Annotated in this window: 14 protein-coding genes and 1 pseudogene; 6 read left to right on the forward strand and 9 right to left on the reverse strand. The window is 51.9% G+C overall.

Features of this window, described 5'->3' with window-relative positions; all coding sequences use genetic code 11:
* Positions 1-205: pseudogene (locus tag O3661_RS00005) on the forward strand (hypothetical protein); the annotation flags it as partial.
* Between the two features lie 55 nt (positions 206-260).
* On the opposite strand, the gene dksA reads toward O3661_RS00005, so the two are convergent.
* The 4 genes from dksA to O3661_RS00025 form a co-directional block, all read right to left on the reverse strand.
* Complete coding sequence (gene dksA, locus O3661_RS00010; protein ID WP_004519243.1) at positions 261-677, reverse strand: RNA polymerase-binding protein DksA; 417 nt, start codon at positions 675-677, stop codon at positions 261-263.
* A 233-nt stretch (positions 678-910) separates the two neighbouring features.
* On the reverse strand, positions 911-1,468 hold the full coding sequence (locus tag O3661_RS00015) for a YggT family protein (RefSeq protein WP_070461561.1): 558 nt from the start codon (positions 1,466-1,468) through the stop codon (positions 911-913).
* A 2-nt stretch (positions 1,469-1,470) separates the two neighbouring features.
* A complete protein-coding gene (proC, locus tag O3661_RS00020; protein WP_371491839.1) occupies positions 1,471-2,268 on the reverse strand; it encodes a pyrroline-5-carboxylate reductase in 798 nt (265 codons plus the stop codon).
* Between the two features lie 76 nt (positions 2,269-2,344).
* A complete protein-coding gene (locus tag O3661_RS00025; protein ID WP_371491841.1) occupies positions 2,345-3,040 on the reverse strand; it encodes a YggS family pyridoxal phosphate-dependent enzyme in 696 nt (231 codons plus the stop codon).
* 117 nt (positions 3,041-3,157) lie between these two features.
* Here O3661_RS00025 and O3661_RS00030 point away from each other — a divergent pair, with 117 nt between their 5' ends.
* From O3661_RS00030 to yccS, 3 genes are all read left to right on the forward strand, one after another.
* On the forward strand, positions 3,158-4,204 hold the full coding sequence (locus tag O3661_RS00030; RefSeq protein WP_004519239.1) for a type IV pilus twitching motility protein PilT: 1,047 nt from the start codon (positions 3,158-3,160) through the stop codon (positions 4,202-4,204).
* Positions 4,205-4,290: 86 nt separating this feature from the next.
* A complete protein-coding gene (locus tag O3661_RS00035; RefSeq protein WP_371491843.1) occupies positions 4,291-5,520 on the forward strand; it encodes a PilT/PilU family type 4a pilus ATPase in 1,230 nt (409 codons plus the stop codon).
* A 166-nt stretch (positions 5,521-5,686) separates the two neighbouring features.
* Entirely contained in the window at positions 5,687-7,822 is a 2,136-nt protein-coding gene (gene yccS, locus O3661_RS00040; protein WP_371491845.1) for a YccS family putative transporter, read from the forward strand.
* A gap of 167 nt (positions 7,823-7,989) precedes the next feature.
* On the opposite strand, the gene O3661_RS00045 is transcribed toward yccS, so the two are convergent.
* Together O3661_RS00045 and O3661_RS00050 are read right to left on the reverse strand one after the other, a co-directional pair.
* Positions 7,990-9,168, reverse strand: coding sequence for a phosphoglycerate kinase (locus O3661_RS00045; RefSeq protein WP_004519232.1), 1,179 nt, complete (start codon positions 9,166-9,168; stop codon positions 7,990-7,992).
* Positions 9,169-9,209: 41 nt separating this feature from the next.
* Positions 9,210-9,347, reverse strand: a complete 138-nt coding sequence (locus O3661_RS00050; protein ID WP_159068255.1) for a hypothetical protein — start codon at positions 9,345-9,347, stop codon at positions 9,210-9,212.
* Between the two features lie 15 nt (positions 9,348-9,362).
* Between O3661_RS00050 and O3661_RS00055 the strand changes: the two genes are divergently transcribed.
* Both O3661_RS00055 and O3661_RS00060 read left to right on the forward strand, forming a co-directional pair.
* The gene (locus O3661_RS00055) at positions 9,363-10,712 is read left to right on the forward strand and encodes a M16 family metallopeptidase (RefSeq protein ID WP_371491846.1); all 1,350 of its coding nucleotides are present in this window, start codon (positions 9,363-9,365) and stop codon (positions 10,710-10,712) included.
* Between the two features lie 58 nt (positions 10,713-10,770).
* Entirely contained in the window at positions 10,771-12,069 is a 1,299-nt protein-coding gene (locus O3661_RS00060; RefSeq protein WP_371491847.1) for a M16 family metallopeptidase, read from the forward strand.
* A gap of 129 nt (positions 12,070-12,198) precedes the next feature.
* On the opposite strand, the gene O3661_RS00065 is transcribed toward O3661_RS00060, so the two are convergent.
* The 3 genes from O3661_RS00065 to glmS form a co-directional block, all read right to left on the reverse strand.
* Entirely contained in the window at positions 12,199-13,578 is a 1,380-nt protein-coding gene (locus O3661_RS00065) for a calcium-binding protein (RefSeq protein ID WP_371491848.1), read from the reverse strand.
* Between the two features lie 19 nt (positions 13,579-13,597).
* Positions 13,598-14,443, reverse strand: coding sequence for a hypothetical protein (locus O3661_RS00070; protein ID WP_371491849.1), 846 nt, complete (start codon positions 14,441-14,443; stop codon positions 13,598-13,600).
* Between the two features lie 73 nt (positions 14,444-14,516).
* Positions 14,517-16,355: a glutamine--fructose-6-phosphate transaminase (isomerizing) gene (glmS, locus tag O3661_RS00075; protein ID WP_371491850.1), complete on the reverse strand. Its 1,839-nt coding sequence runs from the start codon at positions 16,353-16,355 to the stop codon at positions 14,517-14,519.
* Positions 16,356-16,506: the final 151 nt, after the last annotated feature.

Genomic DNA, 16,506 nt, shown 5'->3' on the forward strand with positions numbered 1-16,506 from the left:
TGTGTTATACTGTCTGCTTCGTTTTCTTCACCGCGTCAGCAGCGAAGAACCGAACTATACGCCTACCAACAAAACCAGTCAACACCTTCCGCAAAATTATTTTCTGAAATTTAACCACCACCCTGTTTTAACAGGGTTTTTATTTGATAAAAAAACTCTAGCAAACTTCCTACACTATCCATACATACAAAAAAATACAAACTAAAGGCCGTCTGAAATTTTGGTCTCAGACGGCCTTTTTGAGGTTTTATGTCTATATTTTAGTCGGCGAACTGTTTTTTCATTCGTTCGCGTCGCTCTTGCGCTTCTACGGACAATGTCGCGGTCGGACGTGCCAGCAGGCGTTTGAGGCCGATGGGTTCGCCGGTATCAGCACAGAAACCGTAATCGCCTTCGTCAATGCTGCGGAGAGTCGCTTGCACTTTATTGAGAAGTTTACGCTCGCGATCGCGGGTACGCAGTTCTAAAGCGTACTCTTCTTCTTGAGTAGCTCGGTCAGCAGGATCGGGGGCGGATTCGTGCTCTTGAAGATGGCCGGTAGTGGTGTTTGCATTTTCAATCAGTTCTTCTTGCATTTTAACCAGTAGTTCGCGGAAGAAGGCCAATTGGTCGCTGTTCATGTAGTCCTCTTCAGGACCATCCCAGTTTAAAATATCTTGTTCTGTCAGCTTTGCCATGGTGTCTGCTTTCGGTTTGTTGTTAATGATTTGGATGCTACGGGTTTGCTTTTATTGGGTTTTCTTGAATTTCCGTTTTGGAAATTGGGCGAATCATATCATGTTTTACCTATTCATTTGTTCTTTATATTTCGATTTGCACTTTTTTGCACTACCTTACACCTAAATGTATTAAAGCGCTTTTTAGGACGTTGTATTTTTGGTCGTTAATACCTGCTGCGCTTTCAGGTGGCCTATTGAAGCAACCATAGGTTGGTTTGCTGGATAAGTTGGGGAAACCATCGAGCCAGCCACAACCATAATAAGAGTGCCAACAAACTACCTGAAAAATCGTATCGCCCTACGCGCAAAAAGGAAAACGGTTTGAGCAATGGTTGCAGGATTCGTTCGATGGCATAGGTCAACGGCGAATAGCGGCCCTGTATGCTGGACACCATTCTAATAATCAGACCGATAAGTAATGTATAGGCCGCGGCTTTCAGCATATGGAGTGCGGCAAACCAGAAGTTTGCCAAAATCAGCTTATTGCTGATAGACAGCGCCGGCGAGATGAAAATAATGGCAGTACAGGCAAGGTAGTACACCAGAAAACCTGCTGGCAGGCAGTACCAATCGGTTTTCTCGCCGGATGGAAATGCTTTTTGCCAAGGTTTGGTCAGCCAGCCTGTTGCCTGTATGCTGAATTTGAGCAGGGGGTGTTCTGCTGCCAATCCTGCATATCGGAGCAAAAAGCGCGTGATACACAGGATGGCAATAGCGTCTGCCAATAATAGGAGCAAGTCGCCGCGCATGTTCAGACGGCCTTGTATTGTTGCGCCATTTCTTGCGAACGTTTGACGCAGGCTTCTACGCCCTGTTCGATGGCTTCGGCAACGTGACGGGCTTTGAAGGTTTCGATGGCTTCGTGTGTCGTGCCGCCTTTGGAAGTTACGTTTTGCTGTAATTGTGCAAATGCTTCGCCGGTTTGTTCGGCCAAAGCCACGGCGCCTTTAAATGTGGCGAGGCTCAGTTCGCGTGCGTCTTGTTCGTTGAAACCTTGTGCCAAAGCCGCATTTTGGAGCGCGCCCAACAGATAGAAAACATAGGCGGGGCCGCTGCCGCTGATGCCGGTAATATTGTGGAGTTGCTCTTCCTCGTTCAGCCAAACGGTTGTACCGACAGAGCGCATGATACCGTCAGCGGCTGTGCGGTCGGCTTCTGAAACGCCTGCATCAGCAAACATACCGGATACGCCCAACCCGATTTTGGCCGGCGTATTGGGCATAATGCGCACGATACGGCGTGTGCCGCCTAGATAATGGCTGAGGGTATCGATGGACAAACCTGCCGCTACGGACAACACCAGCGCACCATTCAAACGAATGTTTTGACAAGCTGCCTGCATATCTTGCGGTTTGACGGCGAGGATGAGGACGTCGTCCGCGCTCAATTCGGGTAGGTTTTCAGAAGTGGCTACGCCCAATTCTTGCACCAGTTGCGCCCGTCTTTCGGCGCCGCGTTCGACAATGTGGACACGATAGCCGTCTTGTTTGACCAAACCGCCTGCAATGGCAGTCGCCATATTGCCGCCGCCAAGAAAATAGATATTCATATATATGTCACTCCTTTGTGATATCGATCAGGCCGTCTGAAACTGCTGTCTGCCCTGTTCAGACGGCCTATTACTTTTATTGAGGATAATGCCGCTTGCCGAAAATCGCGCTGCCGATGCGGACATGGGTTGCGCCGCATTCTACCGCGATTGGCATATCTCCGGACATACCCATAGACAAAACATCTACTTCAACGCCTGCCGCGTTCAGCTCAGCCAACAGCCGTTGCATGGTGTGAAACTGGCCGCGTAACTCATCGTCGCTGCTGTCGGCCTTGGCCACACACATCAATCCGCGCACTTTAATATTCGGCAACTTGGCCACTTCAAGGGCCAGCTCGACTGCTTCATCGGGCGCCACGCCGTGTTTTGCCTCTTCCGCGGCAATGTTTACTTCAATACACACCTGCAACGGCGGCATTTCAGACGGCCTTTGTTCGCTCAAGCGCCGCGCCGTTTTCAGACGGCCTATCGTATGCACCCAATGTGCGCGCTCGGCCACAAATTTGGTTTTATTAGACTGCACATCGCCGATAACGTGCCAAACAATATCCGGCAAATCGACCAGCGTTTCCGTTTTTTCAAACCATTCCTGAATATAGTTCTCGCCAAAATCGCGCTGACCGGCCGCATACACTTCGCGGATATCGTCTACCGGAAACGTCTTGCTGACCGCTACCAGCTTCACCGCATCCGCAGGCCGTCCTGCAGCCTCAGCCGCCTGTTCAACCGCCCGGCATACGTCCTGATAGTTTTGTTGCAATACCGACATGGTTTTCTCCTTTAACCCGTTCATCACTCGGCATTTTGAAAATTTTACTTGGTCGAACGGATTTATCTATTTAAAATAAAGCGATTTTATTATTCTAAACCAAAACAAGGCCACATTATGCAGATTACCGACTTACTCGCGTTCGGCGTGAAAAACAAAGCCTCCGACCTCCATTTGAGTTCGGGCATTTCCCCCATGATACGCGTACACGGCGACATCCGCCGCATCAACCTGCCCGAGATGAGCTCGGAAGAAGTCGGTACCATGATTACCTCGGTCATGAACGACCACCAGCGCAAGCTCTATCAACAGGATTTTGAAGTCGATTTCTCATTTGAGCTGCCTAATGTTGCCCGTTTCCGCGTCAACGCCTTTATGACCGAACGCGGCCCGGCCGCCGTATTCCGTACCATTCCGAGCACCGTCCTGACGCTGGAAGAATTGCGTGCGCCGCGCATTTTCCAAAAAATTGCCGAAAATCCGCGCGGTTTGGTCTTGGTAACCGGCCCAACCGGTTCGGGTAAATCCACCACGCTGGCGGCGATGGTCAACTACATCAACGAAACCCAACCGGCCCACATTCTGACCATCGAAGACCCGATTGAGTTCGTCCACCAAAGCAAAAAGGCGCTCATCAACCAGCGCGAGCTGCATCAGCACACCCACAGCTTCACCAACGCACTGCGTTCCGCACTGCGCGAAGACCCAGACGTGATTTTGATCGGTGAGATGCGCGACCCTGAAACCATCTCCCTCGCCCTGACCGCCGCCGAAACCGGCCACTTGGTTTTCGGTACGCTGCACACGACCGGCGCCGCCAAAACCATCGACCGTATTGTCGACGTATTCCCTGCAGGCGAAAAAGAAATCGTGCGCTCCATGTTGTCTGAATCCTTGCGCGCCATCATTTCCCAAACCCTGCTGAAAACCCGCGACGGCAATGGCCGCGTCGCCGCGCACGAAATCCTGATTTCCACACCGGCCGTGCGCAACCTCATCCGCGAAAACAAAATCGCCCAAATCAACGCCGCCCTCCAAACCGGTCAGGCCCACGGTATGCAAACCCTCGATCAAGCCCTGCAAACCCTTGTCCGCCAAGGCACCATCAGCCCCGAGCTGGCACGCAGTAAGGCGCAAAACATCGAAAACCTCTCTGTTTTCTAAACCATACTCAGGCCGTCTGAACCCCATCATCCCGTTTTCAGACGGCCTTTCAGCCTGACCGAATACCCGTTTTAAAGAGAATCATCATGAGCGACCTCGCCCCTCTGCACGACCTGTTAAGCGAAATGGTGCAAGCCTACTCACAAAAAAACCAAGCACCGCACATCCCCACCCCGGCCGAAATCGGCACGCATCTTCACCCCCTGCTCGACCGTATGTGTGAAGAGGCCGAAAAACGCAACGCGTCCGACATCTTCATCAGCGCAGGCTTTCCCCCTGCCATCAAAGTCGGCGGCACCCTCACGCCCATGCCCCACAAAGCGCTGACCGGCGCGGACACCGCCGCCATCGCCGAATCCACCATGAACCCCGACCAGCTCGAAGCCTTCAACCGCGACTGGGAAATCAACTATTCCGTCCAATCGCGCAGCAACACGCGCTACCGCGTCAACGCCTACCACGAGCAAGGCCGCGTCGGCATGGTATTGCGCCGCGTCAGCCAAGACATTCCCGAAATGAAGACCCTCGGTTTGCCCGAAAAACTCCAAGAGCTTGCACTCGCGCCGCGCGGCCTGCTGATCCTCGCCGGCCCGACCGGTTCGGGTAAGTCCACCACCATGGCCTCCATGCTCAACTACCGCAACCAAAAGCTGCCCGGCCATATCGTTACCATCGAAGACCCCATCGAGTTTATCTACAAACCTTGCCGCAGCATCTTCACCCAGCGCGAAATCGGCATCGATACCGACGACTGGAAAACCGCCGTTCAAAGCGCCATGCGTCAAGCGCCTGACGTCGTCTGTATCGGCGAAGTCCGCAGCGAAGAAAGCATGGAATACGCCCTCCAACTGGCTCAAACCGGTCATCTGTGCGTTTTCACCATCCATGCCAGCACGGCCTCCCAAACCATCGAGCGCATCATCAATTTCTATCCGGAAGACCGCCGCCAACAGGTTTTGATGGATTTGGCGTTAAACCTCGTCGGCATCATCGGCCAACGCCTCACCATCAAGAAAAACCGCCAACGCACGGCCGTTACCGACCTCCTGCTCAACACGCCGGCCATGCAGGACTTGATTTTCAAAGGTGAATTGCTAGAAATTCGCGACCTAATGGCACGCTCCGGCAGCAACGGCATGCAGACGTTCGACCAAAACCTCTTCAACCTCTACGCACAAGGCCAAATCGAACTCAGCGAAGCCCTGCGCCAAGCAGTATCCGCCAACGATTTGCGCCTGCGCATTCAAATGCACGACGAGGGCAACAATACCGAACGCCTCTACGACCGCATCAGCGACCTCAACCTGATGACCTAATGGCGCAAGCCAAAAAAAGGCCGTCTGAACAGGTGTGGAAACGAAATCAAGTATTTCCCCGTATCCGTTCAGACGGCCTTATCTCATTTAAAGCATTCTGAAACCAACTGAAAATCCTGCTAAAATCCAATCATTCACCTCATAACGAATAATAAACAACACCATCATGAACACTCCGCCGCTCAAACCTCTGATCATTGCCTCCCTGCCCGTCTTCGCCAGCGTGTTCATCGCCGCCACCCTCGTTTGGCACTTCAACACGCCCAAACTGGTAATGCCCTTCGTACTCGGCATTATTGCCGGCGGTTTGGTCGATTTGGACAACCGCCTCACAGGCCGTCTGAAAAACATCGTCATCACCGTTGCCCTGTTTACCCTCTCCTCACTGCTTGCCCAAAGCACCATCGGCACAGGCGTTCCCTTCATCTTGGCCATGACCCTGATGACTTTCGGCTTCACCATCCTCGGCACCATCGGCCTCAAATACCGCACCTTCGCTTTTGGTGCGCTCGCCGTCGCCACCTACACCACGCTGACCTACACACCAGAAACCTACTGGCTGACCAACCCCGTCATGATTCTGTTGGGCACTGTCCTATACAGCGTCAATACCCTGATCTTCCAAATCATCCTGCCCCACCGCCCCGTCCAAGAAACCGTTGCCAACGCCTACGACGCACTCAGCAACTACTTCGATGCCAAAGCCGACTTTTTCGATCCCGACGAAGCCGCTTGGTTGGGCAACCGTCAAATCGACTTGGCCATGAGCAACACCGGCGTGATTACCGCCTTCAACCAATGCCGCGGCGCACTTTTCTACCGGTTGCGCGGCCAACACCGCCATCCGCGTACCGCCAAAATGCTGCGCTACTACCTCTGCGCGCAAGACATGCACGAACGCATCAGCTCCGCCCACGTCGATTACAGCGAAATGGCCGAGCAGCTCAAAAACACCGACCTCATCTTCCGCATCCGCCGCCTGCTCGAAATGCAAGGCCAGGCGTGCCGCAACGTTGCCTCCTCCCTGCGCAACAACAAACCCTACGCATACAGCAAACGCCTCGGCCGCGCCATGGAAGGCTGCCGCCAATCCCTCGGCCATTTTGCCGAAACCCATGCCGACAATGCCAACCTCCACAATATCCGCCGTCTGCTCGACAACCTCAGCAGCGTCGATTACCAACTGCGGCAATTGCAAAACGATGCGTCCCTTGCCGAAAACGACAATGCCGACACCCGCATCGCCGCCCTTGAAAACACCAAGTTCCGCAATATCGGCGAAACCGTCCTCAGCCAGCTCAATTTCGAATCCGGCGTCTTCCGCCATGCCACCCGCCTCTCCATCGTCGTGGCCGCGGCCTGCATCATTGTCGAAATCCTCCATCTCAACCTCGGCTACTGGATTCTGCTGACCGCCCTTTTCGTCTGCCAGCCCAACTACACCGCCACCAAAAGCCGCGTGTACCAACGTATCGCAGGCACGATTCTCGGCGTAATTGTCGGTTCGCTCGTCCCCTACTTCACCCCGTCCGTTGAAACCAAACTCTGGATTGTCATCGCCAGCACCACCCTGTTTTTCATGACCCGAAGCTACAAATACAGCTTCTCCACCTTCTTCATCACCATCCAAGCCCTGACCAGCCTCTCGCTTGCCGGTTTGGACGTGTACCACGCCATGCCCATCCGCATCATCGACACCATCGTCGGTTCCGTTATCGCATGGGCCGCCGCCACCTACCTCTGGCCCGATTGGCGTTACCTGACCCTCAGCCATACTGCCGCCCAAACCATCACTGCCAACGGCCGCTATCTCGACGCCATCCTCGACCAGCTGCAAAACGGCAGCCGCGACGATTTCGACTACCGCCTCACCCGCCGCCAAGCACACGAAAGCACCGCCGCCCTCAGCAGCACCCTGTCCGACATGAGCAGCAACCCGAAAAAATACCAAGACCGCCTGCAAGACGGTTTTACCCTGCTCAAAACCAGCTATGCGCTGACCGGCCACATTTCCGCGCTCGGCGCATACCGCGACCAAGTCCGAATCGACGGCAACGACGGCTTTGCGCCCTATGCCAAGCTGACCCACCACATCGCCGAGTTGCTGACCCAAATGCCCCAAACCGACCCCGAGGCTTTTGAAACGGCCATGACCCAAATCCGTCAGGAATTTGCCGAGCTTGAACAAAACACACAAGCGCAGCAAGACCACATCCTCAAACACCAGCTCGACCTGATCATCCGCCAGCTTACCCCGTGCTATCAGGCATTGCACCGACAGGCCGACGTAGAGGCCGTCTGAAAAGAGCCGGACGCTTTCCAGACTGTTTAGCAACAAGTCTGCCAACCATCGGCGTTGAATCCAGCTAAACACTTCCTCAAATAAAAACCAAAAAACAAAAGGCCGTCTGAAACCTGATTTCCAGATTTCAGACGGCCTTTATTTTTAACAATCGATATTAAAACCGATTATGCGCCGCGTTTTTCCAAAGCAGCAACGGCAGGCAACTCTTTGCCTTCCAAGAACTCAAGGAACGCGCCGCCGCCGGTAGAGATGTAGCTGATTTGATCGGTTACGCCGAATTTGGCAATTGCCGCCAAAGTGTCGCCGCCGCCGGCAATCGAGAACGCATCGCTTTGGGCAATCGCTTCGGCCAATACTTTGGTACCGCCGGCAAATTGGTCAAACTCAAACACGCCGACCGGGCCGTTCCATACGACCGTACCGGCAGCTTTGAGCAAATCGGCCAAAGCAGCAGCGGATTTAGGGCCGATGTCCAAAATCATGTCGTCTTCGGCAACGTCGGCAATGTCTTTCACCACAGCTTCCGCATCGGCGGCAAAGGCTTTAGCGACAACCACATCGGTCGGCAGCGGAACAGAGCCGCCTTTAGCCGCCATTTTCGCCATGATTTTTTTGGATTCTTCCACCAAATCGTGTTCGGCCAAAGATTTGCCGATGGCTTTGCCTTCTGCCAACAGGAAGGTATTGGCAATGCCGCCGCCGACGATGAGTTGGTCGACTTTGTCGGCCAAAGATTCGAGGATGGTCAGTTTGGTAGACACTTTGCTGCCGGCAACGATGGCAACCATCGGATGAGCCGGTTGTTTCAGGGCTTTACCCAAAGCGTCGAGTTCACCCGCCATCAACACGCCGGCGCAGGCAACCGGTGCGGCTTGGGCAACGGCTTCAGTCGAAGCTTGGGCGCGGTGGGCGGTACCGAATGCGTCGTTGACGAACACGTCGCACAAAGAAGCGTAGGCTTTGCCCAGCTCCAAGTCGTTTTTCTTCTCACCTTTATTGATGCGCACGTTTTGCAGCATCACGACATCACCGGCGTTTAAAGTCGGTTTGTTTTCACGCCAGTCGTTCAATACTTTCACGTCTTTGCCCAACAGTTTGCCCAAATGCGCAGCAACAGGTGCCACATCGTCTTCAGGATGAAATTCGCCTTCGGTCGGACGGCCGAGGTGGGTCATCACGATCACAGACGCGCCATTGTCCAAGCAGTATTTGATGGATGCGAGCGAAGCGCGGATACGGGTGTCGTCGCTGATGTTGCCGTCTTTGAACGGTACGTTCATATCGGCGCGGATCAGAACGGTTTTGCCTTGAACATTTTGTTCGGTCAGTTTCAAAAATGCCATGATGATTCCTTTGTGATGGTTGGAAACGGGAATGTTTGGGATTATCCGCGAATGAGGCGCGACGGTAAAGATTGGCAACGGCCGCGCTTGATGTGAATCAGCAGATAAAGCCGCAGGCCGTCTGAAACATTCGGCCAATCTTTCAGATTTTCCGCTATACTTTGGCGATTGATTTTCATTTTACGGATTGAACCATGTTACGCCGAATTGCTTTAATGCTTGCCTTCGCGCTGCCTGCCGCTTCATGGGCGCAGACGCTTTCTGAAACCCTGCCCAACGGTCTGAAAATCATCGTCAAAGAAGACCACCGCGCGCCTGTGGCCGTTTCGCAGATTTGGTACAAAATCGGCAGCGTGGATGAAAAACCGGGCAAAAGCGGCCTGAGCCACGCTTTGGAACACATGATGTTTAAAGGCACGAAAGACGTTCCCTCCGGTGAATTCAACCGCCGCGTGTCCGAGCTGGGCGGGCAAAACAACGCCTACACCAACCGAAATGAAACGGTGTATTACGAAAACGTCGCCGCCGCCAACCTGCCCGAGATTCTGAAACTCGAAGCCGACCGCATGCACAACCTCAACTTCAGTGACAAAGAATTCCTTAACGAGATGAACGTCATCCGCGAAGAACGCCGCCAGCGCACGGAAGACACGGCCGACGGCAAAATGTGGGAACAAGCCTATCTTGCCGCCTTTACCCAACCGTCCATGCGCGCCTCCGTCATCGGCTACATGAAAGATTTGCACACCCTAAAAGCCGGCGACTTGCGCGCGTGGTACAAACAATATTACGCGCCCAACAATGCCGTATTGGTCATTGTCGGCGATATCGATGCCAAACAAACGCTTCAGACGGCCGCCAAACTCTTTGGCGATATTCCGGCCAAAGCCCAGCCGCCGCGCAACAAACTGAATACCGAACCCTATTTGCGCAAGCCTGTTACGGTCAAAGCCACTTCTCCGGTTACACACCAGCCGCTGATTGCCATCAACTTCCGTGTACCGAAACTCCAAAAACTCGATGACACGATGCCTTTCGCCCTCGACATCCTCTCCGATATTTTGGCAGGCAACGCATCCAGCCGTTTTGATAAAAACCTCGTGCGCGGCAAACAAACCGCATTGAGCGCAGGAACGCATTACGACATCATCAGCCGCGAAATGCCGCTGTTCAGCGTAATAGCCATGCCTGCCGAAGGCGTGAAAACCGATACTCTGATTACCCAGCTGCGCCAAGAAATCAAAGACATTGCCGACAACGGCGTTTCCGAAGAAGAATTGCAGCGCGTCAAAACCCAGGCAGCGGTCAACGAAATCTACGCCAAAGACTCCATGTCTTCCCAAGCCTCCATGATGGGCCGCCTCGAAGCACGCGGTTTCCAATATACCGACGAACAAGAAATCCACCGCCGCTTACAGGCAGTCAGCGCGCAAGAAGTACAGGCCGCCGCCCGGATGTTGACCGACGAGCGCATGAGTACCGTCATCATCGAGCCGCAAAAACCTGCCGCCGCGCCAAGCAAAAAAGCTGCCAAACGCCGATAAACATCAGGCCGTCTGAAAGCACATACCCTTTCAGACGGCCTTAACAGAAAGCCACAACATGAAACCCACCCTGCTCGCCCTTGCCCTACTCCTGCCCTTAAGCGTCCAAGCCGCCACCGACATCCAACGCTGGCGCAACCGCGACGGCACCCAAATCCTCCTTGTCGAACGCCACGAAAACCCCATCATCGACCTTGAAGTCAGCTTCAAGGGCGCAGGCAGCGTCGCCAATCCGGATGGTAAAAGCCAAGTTGCCGAATTTACCGCCGCCCTTCTGACCGACGGCACCCAAGAGCTGGACGAAGAAGCCTTCAATGCCGAAGCCGACAACATCGGCGCACAAATCAGCAGCGACAGCAATGCCGAAAGCGCATCTGCAGGCTTCCGCAGCCTCAGCAAAGCCGCCATCCGCGACAAAGCCGCCAACTTGCTCAACCACTCGCTGACCCGTCCGCGCTTTGACGAAGCCGTTTTCCGCCGCCGTCAAATCCAATCCATTACCGGCTTGCAACAACAAGAAACCACCCCCGACTACACCGCCACGCGCGAACTGACCAAGCTCATCTATCCGAACCACCCCTACGGCAGCGGCGCAAACATAACCGTTGACAGCCTCAAACAAGTTAGTCTGGACGACATCCGCGCCTTCCACCGCACCCACTACGGCAAAGACAATGCCATCGTCGCCATCGTCGGCGACCTCAACCGCAAACAGGCAGAGCAACTGGTCGAACGCGTCCTCAAAGACCTGCCGGCCAAAGCCACCGCAACCCATGCCATCCCACCCGTTCCCAAACAAACCGCCCAACGCCGCGACATCCCCTTTGCCGGCACACAGGCACAAGTCCTGCTCGGCACCTCCCTCATCAAACGCCACGACCCTGACTACTATGCCCTCGTTGCCGGCAACTATATCCTCGGCGGCGGCGGTTTCGACAGCCGCCTCATGAAAGTTTTGCGCGACCAACATGGCTACACCTACGGCGTATACAGCAGCCTCGCTCCGGCGACAGAAGAAGGCACGTTTGCCGTTTCCTACTCCACCCAAAAGAAAAACACCAAAGCCTCACTGGCCGATACCCAAGCCGTCATCGAACAGTTTATCGCCGAAGGCCCGACCGAAGCCGAACTGAAACAGGCCAAAGCCAACATCGTCGGCGGCTTTCCCCTGCGCTACGACTCCAACGACAAACTGCTCAACTACCTGAGCCTGATCGGCCTCTACGACCTGCCTAACGACTACTTGGAAGCCTACCCAAAAGCCATCAACAGCCTGACCGTCGAACAAGTCCGCGACGCATGGCAACGCCGCGTCAAATTCAAAGACCTCAACACCGTCGTTGTCGGTGCAGAATAAAACGCTTTAAAACAACAGGCCGTCTGAAAGATTTTCAGACGGCCTTTAACTTTGTTTAAAATCAATCAAACCATTTGTAGATAATTGGTAGAATTTAAGTCCTCTTTTTACATTTTCTTTTGATTCTGCTTAAGAAAGCCTCGCTCCATGTGATTGGGATTGCACGATTTGTTTTTGTTGCTCCTCATATTCAATTCGTTGTGCCGTTTGCTGAATTTGGCTCAGGCTTTCCTCTACCGGCGTCTTAGCCGCTTCCCATATATCTACAGAAGCCATTATTAATCCAGGGGCTTTGTGTCCGATCAAGACTTCCCCATTACCTTTAATATTGATTAAAGACACACCACTCATCTTGTTTTTATAAGCCACTGAAGCTAACGACATCGCAATATTGTCCAAATTATTTGCATCGTAAGCGATGTTTTTCTGGGCACAAAAATCAGCAAAAATCTGTTTCCCTTGATAATAGATTTTTTGGGCGTTTTGCGGCATATCCTCAATAGTTAAAGCCGTTGGTTTATCAATATCCGCCGCGTATTGATCGCGTTCATCCCTTTCATCCAAAGACATCATATTCGGATCTTTTTCGATAAGGTCACGGGTTTTTTGGTACTTTTCGTTGGCATTCTGCTCAATGTCTCGCCAACGCCCCAGCAGGCTTTTATCATATAAGGCTGGTGATTTTTTCAGCTTATTAAATAACCCTCCTCCTTGACGAAGCAGAGGAATACCTGTTTCTTCTATCAAAGCATCGGATATTTTCCGATTCAATTTCTCTGACTGGAGTTTTTTGAAGTCCTTATCCGTAATAGTGACAAACGGCAGCTTGTCGGTATCGGTATAGACAAGGGGCACAGACCTGCCTATACCTTTCGGATCAATAACTTTCTTGAACCCGGCGTTTGCCGTATCTACCATCATTTTTAACATCCTGCCCGAAGCGTCTTGGGAAGATGAACCGCCGATAAAATCGAAGTTGTCGTCTTTGGGCGTGATTCTGAGGTTGCGAATTTCGCGGCTGCCGTCCGGACGGACGAAGAATTGGAGTTTATCGATGTCAGCTTTGGTAACTGTTACCTGCGTTGATCCGAAGATAAAGGCGCGTTCGACATAATCGGAGGATGATGTGTCTATACCGTATTGGGAAACTGCAACAGTAAAACCGTTTCCTTTAGGACCAAACATAACTCTTTGTCGTTCTGTAAAATCTGTATAAAGTTTATTTCCAATCTCATCAAAAGAATAAGGTTTTTCTCTAGCAGGTAAATTCCCAGCCTTAAAAAAATTTTCAAACATTTTGAAATCTGTTGCCGAGGCATATTTCCCTGCACCATTTTTCATATAATCCACAGCATTAATTCTGATGGGAAAACGCTTCTCATGAGTTACCGATAATTCCATATCTTCTCGTTTAGGTGGTGTAGGACTATTCCATAAGTATCGTGATAAAACGTTATCAATAGTTACCTCAGAAACCGATAGAGATTTTTGAATGCTTAAATTTGGCATTTCCTACATCCTTTTATAATCAATACAAAGATAAATGATAATATGGTTTCCACAGAACATCACCACAATTGTTCATTAAGAGAAGTTCTGAATAATCTGCCTGATGAGAAACTTTTCCCTCCTTATTTGAATAGGACAAACTTGGAATTACTTCCCTAGAATTGAAATAAAAATTTCCTATTCCATAATTTTCGATCTCAATACTGCTTGGGATATATTTCTCAGGAAAAACTTCTGCAAAAGTAATTAAATGTCTGTTTTTAATTATAGGTTCTACGTCCTTTCTACTTAAAACCTTACAACAGTCCGAACCATAAACTGATTCTCCCCCTTCTGCACCTGTGGCCACCAAGGTAAATCCCTTATTACCGTATTGTATAAAATACTTCTCTAAATCAATAGATTGTTTAATTTGTTTTTTAGGGTATTCCTCTAATAAAACATAATCTGTGGATTTTTTTGCCGATAAAAATAAGTTATCCCACTGTCTGTTAGTATAATTTTTCGGAATAAGCCAAACACTGCAAGAGTTTACGTTTTTTTGGCAATCAACATAAGAATTTCCTGCTAAAGTAGTAATAGAACTATTCTGTAGAATAATTGCTACTCCTAGCATTCTTTCTGTGAAGCTGACCATTGCTTTCCTGTGTAATTCCTCTGGGGTGTAAAAATTCCTGTCCCGCCAGCAATAGCCTGCCCTGAGTTTTTCCCTGTATTCCTGTTCCGAAACCCCTTCAGGCTTGGGATCTTTGGCAATCAGTTCTTTCCAGTATTGGTATTTGTCGGGCGCGGTATATTCATATATACCGAAGCCTGCTGCCGCCAAAGCAGCGATTGCCAGTAGGTATTTGTAGACTTTATTCATTATGCTTGCCTTCAATTAATAATTAAGGTCGTCTGAAACTTTTCAGACGACCTTTTATCGTTCAAGCTAGGCTTTACTCAACCGTTACCGATTTAGCCAAGTTGCGCGGTTTGTCCACGTCTGTACCGCGTGCGAGGGCGGCGTGGTAAGACAGGAGTTGCACGGGGATGGTGTGCACAATCGGCGAGAGTACGCCGACGTGGCGTGGTGCACGGATAACGTGCACGCCTTCGGTAGCGTTGAAGTTGCTGTCGAGGTCGGCAAAGACGAAGAGTTCGCCGCCGCGTGCGCCGACTTCCTGCATGTTGGCTTTCACTTTGTCCAACAGACTGTCGTTCGGGGCAATCACGACAACAGGCATGTTCTCGTCCACCAAGGCCAACGGGCCGTGTTTCAACTCACCCGCAGGATAAGCTTCGGCGTGGATATAGGTAATCTCTTTCAGCTTCAATGCACCTTCAAGGGCGATTGGGAAGTGGATACCGCGACCCAAGAAGAGTGCGCTGGTTTTCTTGGCAAATTTTTGCGCCCAAGCGGCGATTTGCGGTTCAAGGTTGAGAACGTGCTGAACGCTGCCCGGCAGTTGGCGCAATTCTTCGACGTATTCACGCGCTTGTTCGTCGGAAACCAGACCGCGCTGTTTGCCCAAGGTAACGGCCAGACCGAACAGGACTACCAGTTGGGTCGTGAACGCTTTGGTAGAGGCAACGCCAATTTCTGCACCGGCGCGTGTGTACAGTACCAATTCGCTTTCACGCGGCAAGGCAGATTCCATCACGTTACAAATAGACAGGCTGTGTTTGTGTCCTAAGGATTGCGCGTATTTCAGGGCTTCCATGGTGTCCAAAGTTTCGCCGGATTGGGAAATGGTGATGACCAGTTGTTTCGGATCGGCAATCACGTCGCGGTAGCGGTATTCGCTGGCGATTTCGACGTCGGTCGGCACTTTAGCGATGGATTCAAGCCAATATTTAGCAGTCAGCGCGGCATAGTAGGACGTACCGCAGGCAAGGATTTTGATGCTGTGGATATCGTCGAACACTTCGCGTGCATTCGCACCGAAGTTTTCAGGTTCGAAACCGCCATCTAAGAAGACTTCGGCAGTATCGGCGATGGCGCGGGGTTGTTCGTGGATTTCTTTTTGCATGAAGTGACTGTATGGGCCCAACTCCAAAGAAGCCAAAGACAATTCGGACACTTTAATCGCGCGCTCGGTTTGCGCACCGGTTTTGTCGAGCAGTTTTTCGATGCCGTTTGCGTTCAGCAGGGCGATGTCGCCGTCTTCCAAGTAAGCGATGCGGCGGGTAAAGGCGATCACGGCGGATACGTCGGAAGCGATAAAGGTTTCTTGGTCGCCCAAGGCCACCAACAGTGGGCAGCCCATGCGCGCAACAACCATTTGTTCAGGGTTGTCTTGTGCGATAACGGCAATAGCGTATGCGCCGTGGAAACGGGCAGTCGCAGCTTGGACGGCTTCAAACAGTTTGCCGCCGTTTTGCGTGTATTCGTGGTTGACGCTGTGGGCGATGACTTCGGTATCGGTTTGCGATTCGAAGGTGTAACCCAACGCTTTCAGGCGTTCGCGTTCGGCTTCAAAGTTTTCGATGATGCCGTTGTGGACAACCGCGATCATGCCGCCGGAAATGTGGGGGTGGGCGTTAGGCTCGGTTACACCGCCGTGGGTTGCCCAACGGGTATGGCCGATGCCGATATGGCCGAACACGCCTTTTTCGCGTGCCGCATCTTCCATCAGCTGCACACGGCCGACACGGCGGACGCGTTTGATTTTGCCGTCCATGTTTACGGCAATACCCGACGAATCATAGCCTCGGTATTCAAGGCGTTTGAGACCGTCGGTCAGAAAATCGACTACATTGTGATTGGCGCGAATAGCACCTACGATACCGCACATATAAGTTCCTTAGTATCAAAAGTTTGAGAAAATGACTGCTGCTCCGGCTCCCGAAAGCGGCAGTCGGAAAACGCCGTTTTATATTCATTGAAACGGTAAATCTGGATTTCAGACGGCCTGTTGTTTCTCAAGGCCGTCTGAAAGTAAATAA

It is taken from the genome of Neisseria sp. 20925_1_37, from assembly GCF_041433255.1.
GTDB lineage: Bacteria > Pseudomonadota > Gammaproteobacteria > Burkholderiales > Neisseriaceae > Neisseria > Neisseria flavescens_D.